Source organism: Desulfobacteraceae bacterium, from assembly GCA_022340425.1.
Lineage (GTDB): Bacteria > Desulfobacterota > Desulfobacteria > Desulfobacterales > JAABRJ01 > JAABRJ01.
On the sequence record JAJDNY010000185.1, the window covers coordinates 1 to 16,577 of the forward strand.

At 64.7% G+C, this 16,577-nt stretch carries 12 protein-coding genes; 1 reads left to right on the forward strand and 11 read right to left on the reverse strand.

Annotated features, from left to right (window positions below; genetic code table 11):
- Window positions 1–149: 149 nt before the first annotated feature.
- From LJE63_16400 to nhaC, 7 genes are all read right to left on the reverse strand, one after another.
- Entirely contained in the window at window positions 150–1,628 is a 1,479-nt protein-coding gene (locus tag LJE63_16400) for an efflux transporter outer membrane subunit (GenBank protein ID MCG6908185.1), read from the reverse strand.
- Entirely contained in the window at window positions 1,625–4,780 is a 3,156-nt protein-coding gene (locus LJE63_16405) for a multidrug efflux RND transporter permease subunit (GenBank protein ID MCG6908186.1), read from the reverse strand. Before LJE63_16405 ends, LJE63_16400 begins: the two co-directional genes overlap by 4 nt.
- Window positions 4,781–4,784: 4 nt before the next feature.
- Window positions 4,785–5,951 carry an efflux RND transporter periplasmic adaptor subunit gene (locus LJE63_16410; protein MCG6908187.1) on the reverse strand — a complete coding sequence of 389 codons (1,167 nt, stop codon included), beginning with the start codon at window positions 5,949–5,951 and terminating at the stop codon, window positions 4,785–4,787.
- 108 nt (window positions 5,952–6,059) lie between these two features.
- A complete protein-coding gene (locus LJE63_16415; protein MCG6908188.1) occupies window positions 6,060–7,178 on the reverse strand; it encodes a patatin-like phospholipase family protein in 1,119 nt (372 codons plus the stop codon).
- A gap of 243 nt (window positions 7,179–7,421) precedes the next feature.
- A complete protein-coding gene (locus LJE63_16420) occupies window positions 7,422–8,705 on the reverse strand; it encodes an META domain-containing protein (protein ID MCG6908189.1) in 1,284 nt (427 codons plus the stop codon).
- A 77-nt stretch (window positions 8,706–8,782) separates the two neighbouring features.
- Window positions 8,783–9,349, reverse strand: a complete 567-nt coding sequence (locus tag LJE63_16425) for a hypothetical protein (GenBank protein MCG6908190.1) — start codon at window positions 9,347–9,349, stop codon at window positions 8,783–8,785.
- Window positions 9,350–9,388: 39 nt separating this feature from the next.
- Window positions 9,389–10,846, reverse strand: a complete 1,458-nt coding sequence (nhaC, locus tag LJE63_16430; protein ID MCG6908191.1) for a Na+/H+ antiporter NhaC — start codon at window positions 10,844–10,846, stop codon at window positions 9,389–9,391.
- Between the two features lie 382 nt (window positions 10,847–11,228).
- On the opposite strand from nhaC, the gene LJE63_16435 reads away from it, so the two are divergent.
- A complete protein-coding gene (locus LJE63_16435) occupies window positions 11,229–12,278 on the forward strand; it encodes a phospholipase A (protein MCG6908192.1) in 1,050 nt (349 codons plus the stop codon).
- Window positions 12,279–12,440: 162 nt separating this feature from the next.
- Here LJE63_16435 and LJE63_16440 read toward each other — a convergent pair whose 3' ends face one another.
- The 4 genes from LJE63_16440 to LJE63_16455 all read right to left on the reverse strand — a co-directional run.
- Window positions 12,441–13,721 carry an arginine deiminase gene (locus LJE63_16440; protein MCG6908193.1) on the reverse strand — a complete coding sequence of 427 codons (1,281 nt, stop codon included), beginning with the start codon at window positions 13,719–13,721 and terminating at the stop codon, window positions 12,441–12,443.
- A 31-nt stretch (window positions 13,722–13,752) separates the two neighbouring features.
- A complete protein-coding gene (locus tag LJE63_16445; GenBank protein ID MCG6908194.1) occupies window positions 13,753–15,177 on the reverse strand; it encodes a basic amino acid/polyamine antiporter in 1,425 nt (474 codons plus the stop codon).
- Window positions 15,178–15,502: 325 nt separating this feature from the next.
- The gene (locus tag LJE63_16450) at window positions 15,503–15,907 is read right to left on the reverse strand and encodes an antibiotic biosynthesis monooxygenase (protein ID MCG6908195.1); all 405 of its coding nucleotides are present in this window, start codon (window positions 15,905–15,907) and stop codon (window positions 15,503–15,505) included.
- 125 nt (window positions 15,908–16,032) lie between these two features.
- A partial coding sequence (locus tag LJE63_16455; GenBank protein MCG6908196.1) for a sigma 54-interacting transcriptional regulator occupies window positions 16,033–16,577 on the reverse strand: 545 nt, incomplete at its 5' end.

Genomic DNA, 16,577 nt, shown 5'->3' on the forward strand with positions numbered 1-16,577 from the left:
CCCAGGTTCAAACCGGGGTGTCGCCCGCTTCGCCGCAGTGCCGGGAGGCATCGCCCCCCCGTCGCAGCTCCGGAGCCGCTCGAAGAAGCTGCGGGCGCGCCCGGCGTTGGTTTCGGCCGCAAAGGTTGACCCTCCCCCGGCAGCGCCCCTCAGGGTTTTGCCGCGGCGGGCTTCCGGGCGGGGGGGCTGGCGGCGGCATTCAGTCCGGACGGATCTCGGATGGGTTTTATGCCGCCCCCCAGGGCCTTGTAGAGCTGCACCATGGTCAGGAGCTGGTCGCGCTGCACCGCGGCCAGGTCCAGTTTGGCGGCGAAGAGTTCGCGCTCGGAATCCAGCACCGTCAGGAAGGATTCCAGCCCGCCCTTGAAGCGCTTGCCGGCCAGCTCGGAGTAGCGCCGAAAGCTCTCCACCAGGGCTTCCTGCTCCCGGCGGAATTCTTCCAGCCGGGCGTGGGCCACCAGCCCGTCGGACACCTCGCGGAAGGCCTGGCGGACGGTGAACTGGTAGAGGATCAGGGCCTGTTCCTGCTGGGCCTCGGTGGTCCGCAGGGTGTAGGTGTTGAAGCCGCCGGTGAAGATCGGCAGCGCCAGGTTCGAGCCGATGCTCCAGGTGCTGGAGGCGCCGGTGAACAGGCGCGACAGGTCCACACTCTGGGTGCCCCTCAGGCCGGTGAGTGAAATCCGGGGGAAAAAATTGGCCCGCGCCGCCCCGATGCGGTAATTGGCGGCCTTGAGAATCGCTTCGGACTGCCGGATGTCCGGCCGCCGCTCCAGCAGCTCGGAGGGCAGGCCGGCGGGAACCGTGGGGCGCGTGATCAACTCCGTCAGGGACCTGCCCCGCTGGATGGCCTGGGGGGTGATCCCCAGCAGGATGCTGAGCTGGTTCTCCTTTTGGGCGACCTGACGCTCCAGGTCCGGGATCCGGGCGCCGGCGATGTGCACCAGGGCGTTGGCCTGGGCCACGTCCTCCCCGGAGACCACCCCGCGCTGGTGGCGCAGCATCACCAGGCGGCGGGAATTCTGGAAGGACGCCAGGGTGGCGCGCGAGATCTCCAGCTGGCGGTCCAGGGCGCGCAGTTCGAAGTAGGCCTGGGCCACGTCGGCCACCACGGCGGCCCACACCGCCCGTTGACCCCATTCGGAGGCGAAGAAAAGCTCCTGGGAGGCCTTGGTGAGATTCGACAGACGTCCGAAGAGGTCGATCTCCCAGAAAAGGTCGAGGCTGAACTGGGCAAAGTTTTCAGTGGTATTGGCGTTCGAGGGAATCGGCGGGTCGACCCGTGTGCGGCTCAACCGTTGGCGCTGGTAGAGGGCGGTGCCGCCCACCTGGGGCAGCAGAAACGAACGGCTGACCCCCACCGCGGCCCGTGATTCGGCCACCCGGGCGAAGGCCAGGCGCGCGTCGTAGCCCTGGGCCAGGGCGATGCCGATCAGGCTTTGGAGGGCCGGGTCGTCGAAGATCTCCCACCAGTCCAGGTCGGCCAGGGTGGCCAGTTCGGGCTGGGGCTGACCTTTGAGGGACTGGAAGCGGTAGTCTTCGGGGACCTCCCCCGGGGTGCGGACGTAGGCGGGGGCCAGGCAGCCGCTCAAGAGCGCAGCACCGATCAGGAGCAAAGCCGATCGTTTCATGGGCGCCCCCCTTCCTTGTGGACCTGGGTTGGCACGGCATGCGGTCCCTTCATTTTTTCAACCGCTGACTGGACGGCGAAGTAGAGCGTCGGAATGAAGAACAGGCTCAGCAGCGTGGCGGTGGCCATGCCGGCAACGACGGCCGTGCCCACCGACCAGCGGGCCGCTGCGCCGGCGCCCGAGGACAGCAGCAGGGGCGTCAAGCCGAAGACCTCCGCCAGGGCGGTCATCAGAACCGCCCGAAAGCGCAGCCGGGCGCCCTCCAGCGCGGCGTCGAAGATCGAATAGCCCTCCAGCTCGCGCTTGCTTTTGGCGAATTCCACGATCATGATGGAAATTTTGGCATTAAGGCCGATGAGCATCACGATGCCCACCTGGACGTAGACGTCGTTGGCCAACCCCCGCAGCCAGATTCCCGAAAGGGCACCGAAGACCGTTATCGGCAGCCCCAGCAGGACCCCCAGAGGAATGGCCCAGCTCTCGTAGAGGGCCGCCAGGATCAGGAAAACGAAGAGCACCGAGAAGGCGAAGATGTAGGCGGCCTGGCCGCCGGCGAGCTTCTCCTGGAAGGCCAGCCCGGTCCACTCGAAGCCGAAGCCCCGGGGCAGGTCCTCGGACAGGCGCTCCATGGCGGCGATGGCCTGCCCGGAGCTGAAGCCCGGCGCGCTCTGCCCCGAGAGTTCCGCCGACCGGAACATGTTGTAGCGGTTGATGTGGATCGGGCCGCTGTGGGGGTTTACCGTGACCAGGGTGCTCAGAGGCACCATCTCGCCGGTGGCGTTGCGCACATGGATGTCGCCGATGTCCTCCGGGCCTCGGCGGAATTCCGGCTTGGCCTGGATCATGACGCTGTATACCCGGCCGAATTTGTTGAAGTCGTTGACCATGAAGCTGCCCAGGTAGAGCTGCAGCCCGTCGAAGACGCTTCGCAGCGGGATACCCAGCGTCTGGACCTTGTCGCGGTCGATCTCCAGCCTGACCTGGGGCACGTTGACCTCGAAGGTGTTGAAGAGGGCCGCGATCGCCGGTTCCCCGGCGGTAGCCGCGACCATGTTCTGGGCCTGGCCGAAGAGTTCCTCCGGCGTGTGGTTGGCGCGGTCCTGGAGCTGGTACTGGAAGCCGCTGACATTGCCCATGCCGGGGATCGAGGGCAGCGAGAAAACGAAGGCGCGGGCCTCGGGGTAGCCTGCGAACTCCCGGCGCAGGCGCTGCATGATGGCGGTCACCTGGGTTTCCCCGGACGTCCGCAGGTCCCAGGGCTCCAGGGTCATCACCAGGGTGCAGGCGTCGGAGCTGAACGAGCTGGTCATGAGGTTGAAGCCGCCCCAGCCGAGAATCGTCTGGATGCCCGGAACCTCCGCGGCAAATTGCTCGGCGCGGGTCAGGACCGCGTCGGTGCGCTCCAGGGAGGCCCCCGGCGGCAGGGTGAAAGTGGCGAAAACGACCCCCTGGTCGTCTTCCGGCACCAACCCGCCGGGCAGGGTCCGCAGGAGGCCGCCTGCGCCCACATACACCGCCGCCAGGAGGACCAGGGGCACCACCAGGCGGCCCATGAAGAATTTGACACCTTTGAGATAACCGGCCGTGAGGCCGTCGAAAAAGCGGTTGAACCAGCGGTTGAAGGCGGCCAACGGTCCCACCTGGTCCTTCTTCTTGGGGCGCAGGATCTTGACGCACAATGCCGGGGTGAGGGTCAAGGCCACCAGGATCGAGAGCAGGGCGGCGAAACACAGGGTGAAGGCGAACTGGCGGTAGAGCTGGCCGACGATACCCCCCAGGAAAACGATCGGCACGTAGACCGCGAGCAGGGCACAGGCCACTCCGATGATGGGCCGGGTGACCTCGCCCATGGCCTTTTCGGTGGCCTCAAGCGGACTCAAACCCTCCGCCATGTGGGCTTTGACGGCCTCCACTACCACGATCGCGTCGTCCATCACCGAGCCGATAGCCAGCACCAGCCCGAACAGGGAAAGGGTGTTGATGGAAAACCCGAGGGCCGCGAAGATCGCGAACGTGCCCACCATCGGTACGGGCACCACCAGGCAGGGAATCAGGGTGGCCCGGATGTTCCCCAGAAAAATGAAGACCACCAGGATGACCAGGCCCAGCGCCTTAAATAAGGTGAACACCACTTCGGTGAGCGCGGCCCGCACGAAGAGGGTGTTGTCGTAGGAGACCTCGTATTCCAGGTCCGGCGGAAAACTCTGCTTGGCCTCCTTCATGAAGTCCCGGATCTTGTCGGCCACGTCCAGGGCGTTGGCCCCGGGGAGCTGGTAGACCACCAGGGTGGTGGCCGGCTTGCCGGCGCGGCGCGAAAACGAGGTGTACATCCGGGCCCCCAGCTCGGCCTGGGCCACGTCCCGGATGCGCAGGATGGCGCCGTCCGGCTGGGTGCGGACGATGATGTTGCCGAATTCCTCCTCGTCGGTCAGACGCCCTCGCACGTCCACGGTCTCCTGGAAGACCACCCCGGGCCGGGCCGGCGGCTGACCCACCTGGCCGGCGGGCGCCTGGACGTTCTGGTCCCGCACCGCCTGGACGACGTCCGTGGCCGTGAGCCCCAGGCCGGCCAGGCGGTCGGGCCGGACCCAGAGGCGCATGGCGTACTGCCGCTCCCCCACGATGGCGATGTTGCCCACCCCGTAAATGCGGGAGATGTGGTCGTAGAGGTTCAGGGAGGCGTAGTTGCTGAGAAACAGATTGTCGTAAGTCCCGTTGGGGGAATACAGGGACAGCACGATCAGCATGTCCGGCGAGGCTTTCTGGACCGTGATGCCGAAGTTGATGACCTCCGGCGGCAGGTCGCGCTCGGCCCGGCTGACCCGGTTCTGGACGTCCACCTGGGCGATGTCGATGTCGGTGCCCACGGCGAAGGTGCAGGTCAGGGAGTAGCGGCCGTCGCTGGTGCTGCTGGAGGACATGTAGAGCATGTTCTCGGCGCCGTTGACCTCCTGCTCGATGGGGATGGCGACGTTTTCCTCCACCACCCGGGCGCTGGCCCCGAAAAAGAAGGTCTCCACCGTGACCGTGGGCGGGCTGATGGGGGGGAACTGCGCCACCGGCAGGGCGAAGATCGCCAGCACGCCGGCGATGGTGATCACAAGGGATATCACCATGGCGAAGATGGGGTGGTGGATGAAAAATTTGACCATGACCCTATCCCTCGACCTTTTCCTGGCTGGGGGTCACCTTGCGGCCCGGCAGGGCCCGTTGCAGGCCGTCCACCACCACCCGCTCGCCGGCCGCGAGCCCCTCGGTGACGATGAAGAAATCCCGGTGCCGCCCCCCTGTGGTGACGGGGCGCAGGGCCACCACATCGTCCTTGTCCACCACCAGCACCATCTGCACGCCCTGCATGACCTGCACCGCCCGCTGGGGCAGCAGCAGGGCGCCAGGTCTTTCCTCCAGCACCACCCGGACGCGGCCGAACAGCCCGGGTCGCAGCAGCCCGTCGGGGTTGGGGAAATTGACATACACGTTCAGGGTGCCGGTGGTCGGGCTCAAGGCGCGGTCCACGAAGCTCAGGCTGCCCCGGTGGGGATAGACGGAAGCGTCCGCCAGGATTAGTTCGAAGGGCGCGGCGTTCTCGACCGGGACAAAGGGGTTGCCTTCGGGGGGCTGCTGGGCCACGCGCAGATAGTCGACTTCGCTGAGGCTGAAGACCACCCGCATGGGGTCCCGGGAGGAGAGGGTCGTCAGCAGGGTTTGGTCCGGGGCCACCAGGTTTCCCACCGTCACCGCCTGCTTGCCGATAACCCCGCCGATGGGGGCGCGGATCTCGGTGAATTTCAGGTTCAACTCGGCGTCGGCGATGGCCGCCTTGGCCTTTTCGATGGACGCCTGGCCGAATTCCACCGACGATTCGGCGTTGTCGAGATCCATCTGCGGGGCGGCGTCCTCGGCCACCAGCGGCTGCAGGCGCGCCACATCCATCCGGGCCTTGTTCAGGGCGGCCTGGGCCTGGGCGAGACCGCCCCGGGCCGCCTGCAATGCCACCTGGTAGGGCCGCTGGTCGATCACGAACAGGAGCTCCCCGGCCTTTACCCGGCTGCCCTCCTCGAAGAGCACCTTCTCCAGGAAGCCCGCCACCCGGGAGCGGATCTCCACGGTTTCGCGGGCCTCGCTGCGGGCTACATACTCTCCGTAGATGGGCACGTTTTGGGTGGAGACCGGCGCCACCACGACGGCCGGCGGTGCGGCGGCCGGCGGTGCGCCCGCTTGTTCCGGGGAGCCGCAAGCCGCCAACAGGAGCAGGCAAAAGCCGAAGCCGGCGCGGGTCAGGCGCCGAAACTTCCGGTGGTCGGGGTGTCGAATTTGCAGCATGGGCAACCTCTCGGGGCAGCGGGTGTGTCGGTCATTGGGGGTTAGCAGGGGTTGAAACTGTCCGGGACAGCCGGTCCTGCCGGGCTACCGGGATCACCAGGACCCGGCTCAGGCCTTCGATTTTGACGGCCGGCCGGAAGATTCGGCTGAATCCAGGCACGGCGGTTTGAAGCTGTCGCTGAACAGGGATTGGAGATCAAAAGTCGAACGCCGGCCCAGGTCGTCGAAGTGACGCTCCAGGAAGTTTTCCGCCCAGGCCCGGCCGCGCTCCTTGAGGTAGGTCAGGTAGGCCCACTCGGCGTTGAGCTTGCTGGAGGCATCCAGGCCCTTGAGCTCCTCGTGGCAGTGGATCAGGTGCACGAAGCAGTCGCGGTAGCGCTCGGACTCCAGGTTCTCGGCCGCGATCAGTTGGTGCAGCAGCTCGATGGCTCGCAGCTCCTTGATCAGGCTGGCGTTGAAGGTGATCTCGTTTAAGCGGTTGATGATCTCGCGGCCGGTGCGCGGCAGCTTTTGCCGCACCAGGGGGTTGATCTGGACCACCACCAGGTCGCGCGTGGCCATGTCCTCCACCAGGGGGTGCAGCGCCGGGTTGCCGATGAAGCCGCCGTCCCAGTAAGCCTCGCCGTCGATCTCGACCGCCTGGAAGAGAAACGGCAGGCAGGCCGAGGCCATGATGGTGTCCACGGAGAGCTCTGGCTGGGTGAAGACCCGTCCCCGGCCGGTGCGCACGTTGGTGGCGGTCACATGGACCTTGAGCGTGGTGCATCGGTTGACCCGCTCGAAATCGACCCTGGCGGCCACCATGTCGCGCAGGGGGTTGATGTTGAGCGGGTTCAGCTCATAGGGCGAAAACTGCCGGGTGAGGTGCTCGAAGAAGAGATAGCCCGGCGAGTAATCCAGGCTGAAGCGGCTGGTCAACCGGTCCCAGAGGGTGCGTTGCACGGGCGAGGTGCGGGCCCCATCGCTGACCGCCTTCCAGAAGGCGGAGAGATTCTCCCGGGCGGCCTCCCGGCCGCCGTGCTCCAACCCGTCGGCCACGACCACCGCGTTCATGGCCCCGGCGCTGGTGCCGCTGATGCTGGCGATGTGAATGCGCGGATCCTGCAACAGGCGGTCCAAAACCCCCCAGGTCAGGGCGCCGTGGGCGCCGCCCCCTTGGAGGGCGAGGTCGATGGTTTTGCGCTCCGGGGCGGAGGCGGCGAACTTGCGCGATTTGCTTGGGCTCATGGGCTCGATTCCATATCGGGGTCAATAATATTTATTGCTCAGCAAGGGATCGGTTTTGTCAATCCCGCCTTTTGATGGGTGCCGTTATAAAGGTGATGAACCAGTAAAATGTCAATATCCAGACAGTTTCGTAAAAGGGTCAAGTTACGGCGCGCAACTCTCAGCGGCGTGAGGTGCACCAATCTGCGCCGCAGCGACTTCGAGATGCAGCGCAACGCAGAAATTGGCCTTTTTACGGAACTGTCAATTTTTGCGCCGGGCCACGATGCGCTCCTGCCCGGGGGTGTGCAGCACCAGGCGGCCTTCGGGGTCGATCTCGAAGCGGTAGGTCTCCTGCAGCAATCTCAAGAAGTGCGCCTCCTGGTCGGCATGCGGCTGGGGGCAGGCCATCATCGTGCCCCCCATCTGGCCGAAGGTGAGGCCCTCACCGCTCAGTTTGTAGCTGCCGAAAAACCGGTTGCAGGAGGCGCCGCCGGCCACGCGGCCCTCCTCCATGAAGAGAATCGTCACCTCGGCGTCGGCGATCACCGGCTGGCCGCCGATCTCCTCCACGACCCATTCCCCGCCGGTCAATAGCGACTTCGGCTCGCCCCCGCAGCCGGAATGCGTCTCCCCGTCCAGATCGTAGCGCACCCGGTAGGGGTGGGGCATGCCGGTGGCGATATCGGCGCAGATCCGCGGCTGGATGGAGACCGAAAGGCTGCGGCCGTCGGCGGCGGTCCGGTAGAGGATGCCCGCGGCGGTGACCTCCGGCTCCGGCCGGGGCATGCGAAGCTGCAGGGCCCCGTAGTCGGCATTGAGCGAAATCGCCTCGGCCGCGATGGTGATCTGCCAGCCGGGCTCCTGGCCACGGGCGGTGAAGGGAAGCTCGGGTGCGGTGACCACCCGGCACTCCGGCAGCGTGACCCCATGCGCCACCACCGTGGCGCGGTCGCCCTTGCTCCAAAAGCTGGTGTCGCTGTCGTCGAGGGCCACATAGCGGGCGCCGGAGGCCGACACCACGGGTTTGAGGTCATAGCTCCGGCCGCCGACGGCCAACAGGTCATTCGTCCCCAGCGCGCCGAAGACCACCGCGACATCCCCGCAGCGGTAAGGGGTGCCGAAAACGGTCCGCTCCACCGGCCGCAGCCGCAGCTCCCCCAGCGCCACCACCCCCGACTTGACGGCGATCTCCACGCTCTGGGTGACGCGCAGCGGACCAGGGCTCGAGACAATCGCGCCCCGAAAAAGGTGGCGGCCGCCGCTTTGGAGCAAGGCGGGGTCCAAGCTCAACTCAAACGGGATCGGCACCTGGCGCCCATCCAGCTGCCGGTGCTGCTCGGCCACCAGGGCCGCTGGCCGGACATCGGTCGCTCGCAGCTCCACCACGGCCGCGCTCGCCGGCGGCAGCGCGATCCGCTCCGGGTAGGACAGCCGGCCCCTGATCACCAGGCGCTCTTCGATTTTGGGAATACTTCCGGCAGGCGCGGCGCAGCCCGCCAGAATGCCGGCCGCCACCAGCCCAAAGGCGATTTTCCAGAGTTTCATAGCCCATTTCCTGTGGATGCTGCGTGGGTGTACCGCACACGAATCTCCGGCCGGCGTGCCGTCGGCTCCGCGATCGATCAGAGGTTCAACTGGGTGATGCGCGTCCCGTCCAGGGAGATCCCCGCCATCAGCCCGTTGTTGACCAGCACAAACCCAACCACCGGCTGCTGGGCCGTGGCGGTGGTCACCTGGGCGTTGGCGCCCACCGAGAGCAGGGTCACCGACGCATCGGCACCCACCGTCCAGCCCCGGCTGTTCTGGAAGCGCGTCAGCGCTTGGTCGGTCATGAAAAGCAGGAAGACCGCGGTGGACTGGGCGCCGGCCTGCAAGCCCAAGGACCCGCCGGTGGTGGCGTGGTAGCTCCGGGTCTCGCCGCCGACCCGCAGCGCACCCTGGCCGCGCGCGACGCCGAAGATGAAGCCGGCCCTGAGCACGGCGGGAAACACCAGCACGCCGCGGGCCTGTGCCACCAGCTCCTGGGAGCCCCCCACCTGCCGAAAGAGTTCGGAGAGGGCGCTGTCCACGCCGGCGTCGATGTTGCGGCGCTGCAAATCGGGGTCCCCCGAACCGGGGCCGGTGGTGGTGCAGCCGGCGAGGAGCACCAGCAAAGCGGCCAGAGTCAATCTCAAAATTCGTTTGTTCACGCCAAACTCCCCATTTATAAAAGTAGGTTGAAGTCCGGGTCAGCTGGAAACCGACATTTCGGGCTGTTGTTTCAGCATGCGGATTCCGGCGAACCCGAACAGGATCGAAATCAGCGGGTTCAAGAGGTTGAAAAAGGTGAAAGGCGCATAGCTCAGCGTGGCTACGCCCAGCGCGGCCGCCATGAAGGCGCCGCAACTATTCCAGGGGATCAGGGCCGAGGTGACGGTGGCTGAATCTCCGAGTGCGCGGGACAGGACAACCGGCGCAAGCCCGCGCTGTCCGAAGGCGCCCTTGAACATCCGGCCGGGAAGCACGATGGCGATGTACTGGTCGGCCGTGACGACGTTGGTCGCCACCGTCGACCCGATCAGGGTCGTCACCAGGGCCCCGGTGGACTTCACCACGGCGAGAAGCGGCGCCGCCAGACGCTCCACCGCACCGGCCTTCTCGACCACGCCGCCGAAGCCCAGGGCGACGATGATCAACCAGACCGTGCTCAGCATGCTATCCATGCCGCCCCGGGAGGCGAGTTGATCGATGGCCGCGTAGCCGGTGGTCGAGACATAGCCGCTTGCCAACGCCTGCCAGGCGCCTTTGAGCAGCGCCAGCGGGGCCGGCAGATGGGGGGCGGCGGCAAACGCGATGACCCGCTCGGGGGCCATGACGACCCCCAGCAGGGCGCCCGCCAGCGCGCCTATCATGATCGTCTTAAAGGGCGGGACTTTCAGCCACGCCAGGGCGAAAACCACCAGAAAGGGCAGGAAGTGGACCGGCGAAACACCGAAAGCCTCATTGATGGCCCGGGCCTTGGCCGAAACATCGGCATCACCCGGCTCACCCAGAAACCAGAAAAGCGCGACAGCGGCCGCCAGCGTGGGCACCGAGGTCCACAGCGTCTCGCGCAGGTGCTGGTAGAGGTCCGCACCCGCGACGGCGGCGGCCAGATTGGCGGTATCGGAGAGCGGCGAGGACTTGTCTCCGAAATAGGCTCCCGAGATCACCGCCCCCGCCGTGATCGCCGGGCTGAGTTCCATGTTGATGGCAATGCCCACCAGGCCGACGCCGATGGTGCCGACAACCGTCCAGGAACTGCCGATGCTCAGGGAGACAATGGCGCAAATGACGACCGCCGTCGCATAGAAGAAATTCGGGTTGAGCAGTTGCAGGCCGTAGTACACCATGGCCATCAGGGTGCCGCTCATCGCCCAGGTGCCGATCAGGGCGCCGACCGCGAACAGGATCAAAATCGCGCCCACACCGGTGCCGATGCTGGTGCTGGCCGCCTCGCCCAGCGCATCGAGGCTGTGGCCGGCACGCCGTCCGATGAGCGTCGCCACCAGCGCCGCAATCACCAGCGCCACCTGGTTGGGCCCTTTGGCGCCGGCATCGCCGAAGAGGAAGTAGGACAGGCCGACAAGTACGATGAGCGCCAGGATTGGTACCGCCGCCTCGGCCAGGCTGAGCGGTCGGGCCGGTTTGGGGGTCGTTTCGCTCATCGGGGCCCTCATCCTTTATCGTATTCGCATTCGTTCTGGGTGGAAACCAATCAGCCGGAGCCAGGGTGGGTCTTAAAGAGGGCAAGTCATTGCTTTTCTTTAAAATAGCAGAGCGGCAAGGGGTGTCAAGCGGAATTTGGCGGCTCCGACAGGGGCCTCGGCCCGATAGCCTTGGAAAGAGGTGGTAGTGACCGCCGAAAATCTGCTCTTGTGTGAACCGAGGGAAATTATCCTGTTGACAACCAACGGCCCTTCTTGCGATAGCTCGCCTCTAAAATGGACATTTACGCCATCCCCACCTGTTTCAAAGCCGGCTGCCGCGGAAAGACACGATGAACCCGGCCGGTATCTCCCATCATGACTTCCTGCAATGAGGTGATCCATGATCTTCCAGCTTTCGCATGGCGCCAGGTCGGCCGCGTTCTGCGCCCTCATCCTGCTTTCCGTCGGCCAGCCGGCAATGGCCCAGACCCCCACCCTGGCGGAGTGCGCGGCGATCCAGTCGGACACTGAACGCCTGGCCTGTTATGACCGCCTCAGCGGCGCCCGGCCGGCGGCGCCCGAGGAGCCGGCGGCCCCGTCGGAATTGGAGATCGTCACCCCTGCGGAGCCCGTCGCGGCCGCCTCGGCCCCGGCGCCCTCCCTGATCGACGCCGCCTGGGGTTTTGCGCCCGACGCCCCCAAATTCATTCTCAGCACCTACCGCCCCAACTACCTCCTGTTCGCCCGCTACACCGACAGAACCAACGACGAGCCCTTCTCGCCCCTGTTCGAGGCCGCCGGTTCGGACCAGGATATCGACGCCGTCGAGGCGGTCTTCCAGATCAGCTTCAAGACCCGCCTCTGGACCACCGACGACCGGCACTGGGGGGCGTGGATCGCCTACACCCAGCAGAGCCACTGGCAGGTTTACAACGACGACGTGTCGCGCCCCTTCCGGGAAACCAACTACATGCCCACAATCTTCCTGAGCTACCGGCCGGGTCTGGAATTTGCCGGCTTCCACTGGCGGCTGCTCAACTTCGGCTACGTCCACCAGTCCAACGGCCGCTCCGATATCCTCTCGCGCAGCTGGGACCGCCTCTTCGCGGAGTTTGGCATCGAGCGCGGCAACTTCGCGCTCCTGGCCCGGCCCTGGTATCGGATCCCGGAAAGCTCTAGCGACGATGACAATGAGGACATCACCGACTACTACGGCTACGGGGACCTCACCGCGATCTACAAGATCGGGGACCACAGCCTGGCGCTCATGGGGCGCGGCAACATCAGGGAGGGCAAGGGAGCGGCCCAGTTCACCTGGATGTCGCCGCCCCTGTTGGGGCCGCTGCGCGCCTATGTCAAAGGCTTCACCGGCTACGGCGAAAGCATGATCGATTACAACTGGAACCAATCCACCATCGGCTTCGGCTTCGCCCTGAATGACACCCTTTGACGGTTCCGCAAAAAGGTTAATTTCTGAGTTACGCTGCTTTTCGAAGTCGCTGCGGCGCATCTTGAGATAGGCCTCACTTCTCGAGATTTGCGCACCGTAACTTGCTTTTTGCAGAACCGTTAAAATGAAAGCGCCGCCCCCGTCTCACGCCATCGGCGTTTGTCAGAAATCGATGGCGTCGCGGATCAGCGGGCAGGTCATGCAGTGGCCGCCGCCCCGGCCGCGGCCCAGCTCGGCGCCGGCGATGGTGATGACCTCGACCCCGGCCTTGCGCAGCTCGGTGTTGGTCCAGGTGTTGCGGTCGTAGGCGACCACCACCCCCGGGGAGAGGGCCACCAGGTTGTTGCCGCTGTCCCACTGGGCGCGCTCGTTGGCGTAGTGGTCCCCGCCGGTCTCGATGACCCGCAGTTTATTCAGGTTCAAGGCCTCGGCGACCACGTCCACGAAGGGCTTATTTTCGATGGTGGCCTCGATCCCGGAAGGCTTGTCGCTGGGCCGCAGCGTGATGGCGTGCACCTGGTCCATGAGGGGCCGGTAGACCGTCACCAGGTCGCGGTCGGCGAAGGTGAAGACCGTGTCCAGGTGCATGGCGGCGCGCAGCTTGGGCATGGCCGCCACGATCACTTTTTCGGCGGCCCCCTTGGCGAAGAGCGCGGCTGCCGCCAGGGAGATGCCCTGGCGCGAGGTCCGTTCGCTCATCCCGATCAGGACCACCCCGTTGCCCACCGGCATCACGTCCCCGCCCTCCAGCGTCGCCAGGCCGAAACTCTGGTCCGGGTCGCCCCACCAGACCTGGATGCCCGCGTTGGCGAAGGAGGGGTGGAAGCGGTAGATAGCGGTGGTCAGCAGGGTCTCTTCGCGGCGCACCGGCCAGTAGAGGGGGTTGAGGGTGACGCCGCCGTAGATCCAGCAGGTGGTGTCGCGGGTGTAGAGGGTGTTGGGCAGCGGGGGCAGGAGGTACTCCGTCACCCCGTGGGCTTCGCGCACGAGTTCCAGGTAGTCCGAGGTGGCGAACTCCTTGGGGATGTCCACCACCGAGAGCCCGCCGATCAGAAATTCGGCCAGGACCCGCGGCTCCAGGCTCTCCAGGTAGGCCCGGGTGTCCTCGAGCAGCCCCAGGCCGACATTGGTGGGTTTGATCTTGCGGTCCAAAATCCAGGCCCTGGCCTCGGGGATCGCCACCGTCTCGGCCAGGAGGTTGTGCATCTCCACCACCTCGACCCCGCGCTCGCGCATCTTGGTCATGAAGTCGAAGTGGTCGCGCTTGGCGGCCTGCACCCAGAGAACGTCGTCGAAGAGCAGGTAGTCGTTGTTGCTGGGGGTCAGGCGCGTGTGGCCCAGCCCGGGGGCGCAGACCATGACTTTGCGCAGGGTGCCGACCTCGGAGTGGACCCCGTAGACCGGTTGCTTTCCGGCCGTGGTTGTTTGGCTTTGGCTCGTCATTGGCAGTTCCTCCTAAGTTTGCGCGTTGGCGTCAGACGGCGATCAGGCCGGTGGCCAGGGCGTAGAGACCCACTACCGCCCCCGCCGCCACGAGGCCGAAGAGCCCCTTCTCGGCCGTGGTGAAGACCGCGGCCCCCTGCTCCCGGCGGGCGATGACGAATAGCAGCGCCCCGGGGGCGAAGAGGATGCAGGAGAGCAGCAGGTGTTTCAGCCCGCCGGCCCACAGCATGAAGAGGGTGTAGACGGTGGCGATAGCCGCCCAGGTCAAGTCCCACCCCAGGTCCTTGGACCCCGGCGCGTAGGTCTCCCGAGTCAGGGCCAGCTTGAGGGCGTAGCCCGCCACCAGGACGTACGGGATCAGGGTCATGGCGCTGGTCATCTCCAGGGCCAGGTCAAAGGCGTAGCGGGCGAACATGGTCAGGATCAGGAAGATCTGGACCAAAATGTTGGTGATCCAGAGCGCGGCGGATGGGACCTGGTGCTGGTTCTCGTGGCCCAGTCCCTGGGGAACCAGGTTGAACTTGGCGGCCGAGTAGAGGACCTCGGCGGCCAGCAGCGACCAGGCCAGGTAAGCGCCCAGGACCGAGACGATCAGCCCGGCACTGACGAACTTGAGCCCCCAGGGGCCGACCACCGCCGCCAGGGCGCCCGCCATGGACGGCTGCCTCAGCCCGGCCAGCTCGGGTCGCTGCAGCACTCCGAAGGGCAGCAGGGTCACCAGCACCAGCAGGCAGAGGACGCCGATGAAGCCCATCACCGTCGCCCAGCCGACGTCCTCCCGGCGCCTGGCATAGCGCGAATAGACGCTGGCGCCCTCGATCCCGATGAAGACGAAAACCGTCACCAGCATGGTGCTGCGCACCTGGTTGAAAATGTCGGCCCCGCTGTAGTCGCCGCCGCCCCAGAAACTGGCGGCGAAAAGATCGGCCTTGAAGGTGACGGCCATAATCACGATGAAGACGAAGATCGGGACGATCTTGGCGACGGTCACCACCTTGTTGATGAAGGCCGCTTCCTTGATGCCGCGCAGGATCATGAAATGCACCGCCCACAGGATGACCGAGGAGACGATGATGGCCGCCGGCGTGTTGCCGTCGCCGAAGATCGGGAAAAATGCCCCCAGGGTGGATTTGATCAGTATGAAATAGGTCGTGTTGCCCAGGCAGGTCCCGGCCCAGAAGCCGAAGGCCGCGGCGAACCCCAGGAAATTGCCGAACCCCGCCTGGGCGTAGGCGAAGATGCCGGCATCAAGATCGGGCTTGCGTACCGCCAGGGACTGGAAGACAAAGGCCAGCATCAGCATGCCGCCGCCGGCCACCAGCCAGGCGACGATGGCCCCGAAGGGCCCGGTGGACGCCCCGAAACGGGCCGGCAGCGAGAAGATCCCCGCCCCGACCATGGATCCGACCACCATGGCGGTCAGGGTGCCGCGTGAGAATTTTTCAGTCGATTCCATGCGTTATTCCCCTTTCTATTGGCTTTCGGGAGTCGCTTTTTGGGGAGCCTTGATCACACCCGCCGGATGAGTGACCGGATGCCCCAAAGGCGGTAATTCCCCGGTCACATCTCGCAGCAAATGGGGCGGCCGCTGCCATCGAGCAAGCCCCCGACAACCATCTGGAAAAGATCCGTGCGGTGAAATAACCGTGAAAAATTCCGAATGGTACTGCCAAGAGCCTTCTTGTTTTTCATAGATAGTCGAAATCGTTAAGAAATAAAAATCGTGGGGTTCAAAATCAGTTTGGATATCCGATGCCGAACCTCGTTGTCATTTTTGAGGTTCAGCCCGAACTGCCCTCATGGATTCCACGCCCGCTGCCTAAGGAAAAAACCTCCGGCTGCCCAGAGCCGGTTGTTATTTCAGAGGACTCGCACAACAAGCTGATGGCACCCAATAATATTTTGTACTGGTCGGAATTTCGGAATGCGGTCAGCTTCTCCTGGGTCTGCCATTCCAAAATCAGGATGACCCTGTTTTCATTTTCGCCTTCCTGGAAAAAGCGGTACCCGATACATCCCGAGTCAGGCTGACAAGTGCTGTATCTGAGTGTTTCCAGTGTTTGCAAAAACTCTGTGCGTTTTTTGGGGGAAGTCACCATTTTCAATAGGGCAAATACGGACAAGGACTTTTCCCCTTTCAGTAAACGGATGCCATTCGATCCGGCAAACGGATAATCATCTTCCATGCCAGATCGAGAAGAAAATTCAACCCTTTGATATTATTTGACTAATATGTGATAGGTGGGAGGGGAGCGATCTTAGAGAGGTCGTGATATTTCGCGGATCCGTGAAATATCACGATGAGGGGCTTTTACTGATTCCGAAAAATATTAAGTTTTCGCATGCGGGAACGCAGGGTGCTGGGGTTAATGTTCAATCTGGCGGCCGCTCCCTGCTTGCCGTCGATCTTCCAGCCAACCTTCCCGAGAACCTGCAGAATGTGCGACCGTTCCACCGCCTCAAGACTTTCGCTCGGGGAGGCGGGGGGGGCTGGCAGGGGGGTTTTCATTTCTCCTGCCAGTTGCAAAACGGGTCCATCGGTATTGATAACGGCCCCTTCGATGATGTTTTCCAGCTCCCTGACATTTCCGGGCCAGGGATACTGACGCAAGTTCTCCATCACTTGCGGGGGAATTTTGGTAACCTCTTTTCCAATCTTCCTGTTAAACCTCCGGACGAAAGCTTTGACCAGCAAGGGGATATCCTCTTGACGCTGACGCAAGGGCGGCACCGTTATGGGAAATACATGTAACCTGTACCACAAATCTTCCCGGAAGCGCCCCTTTCTCACTTCCTCCTCAAGGTCCCGATTGGTGGCGGCAATGATGCGCACATCGACCTTCAGGGGCTGGGAAC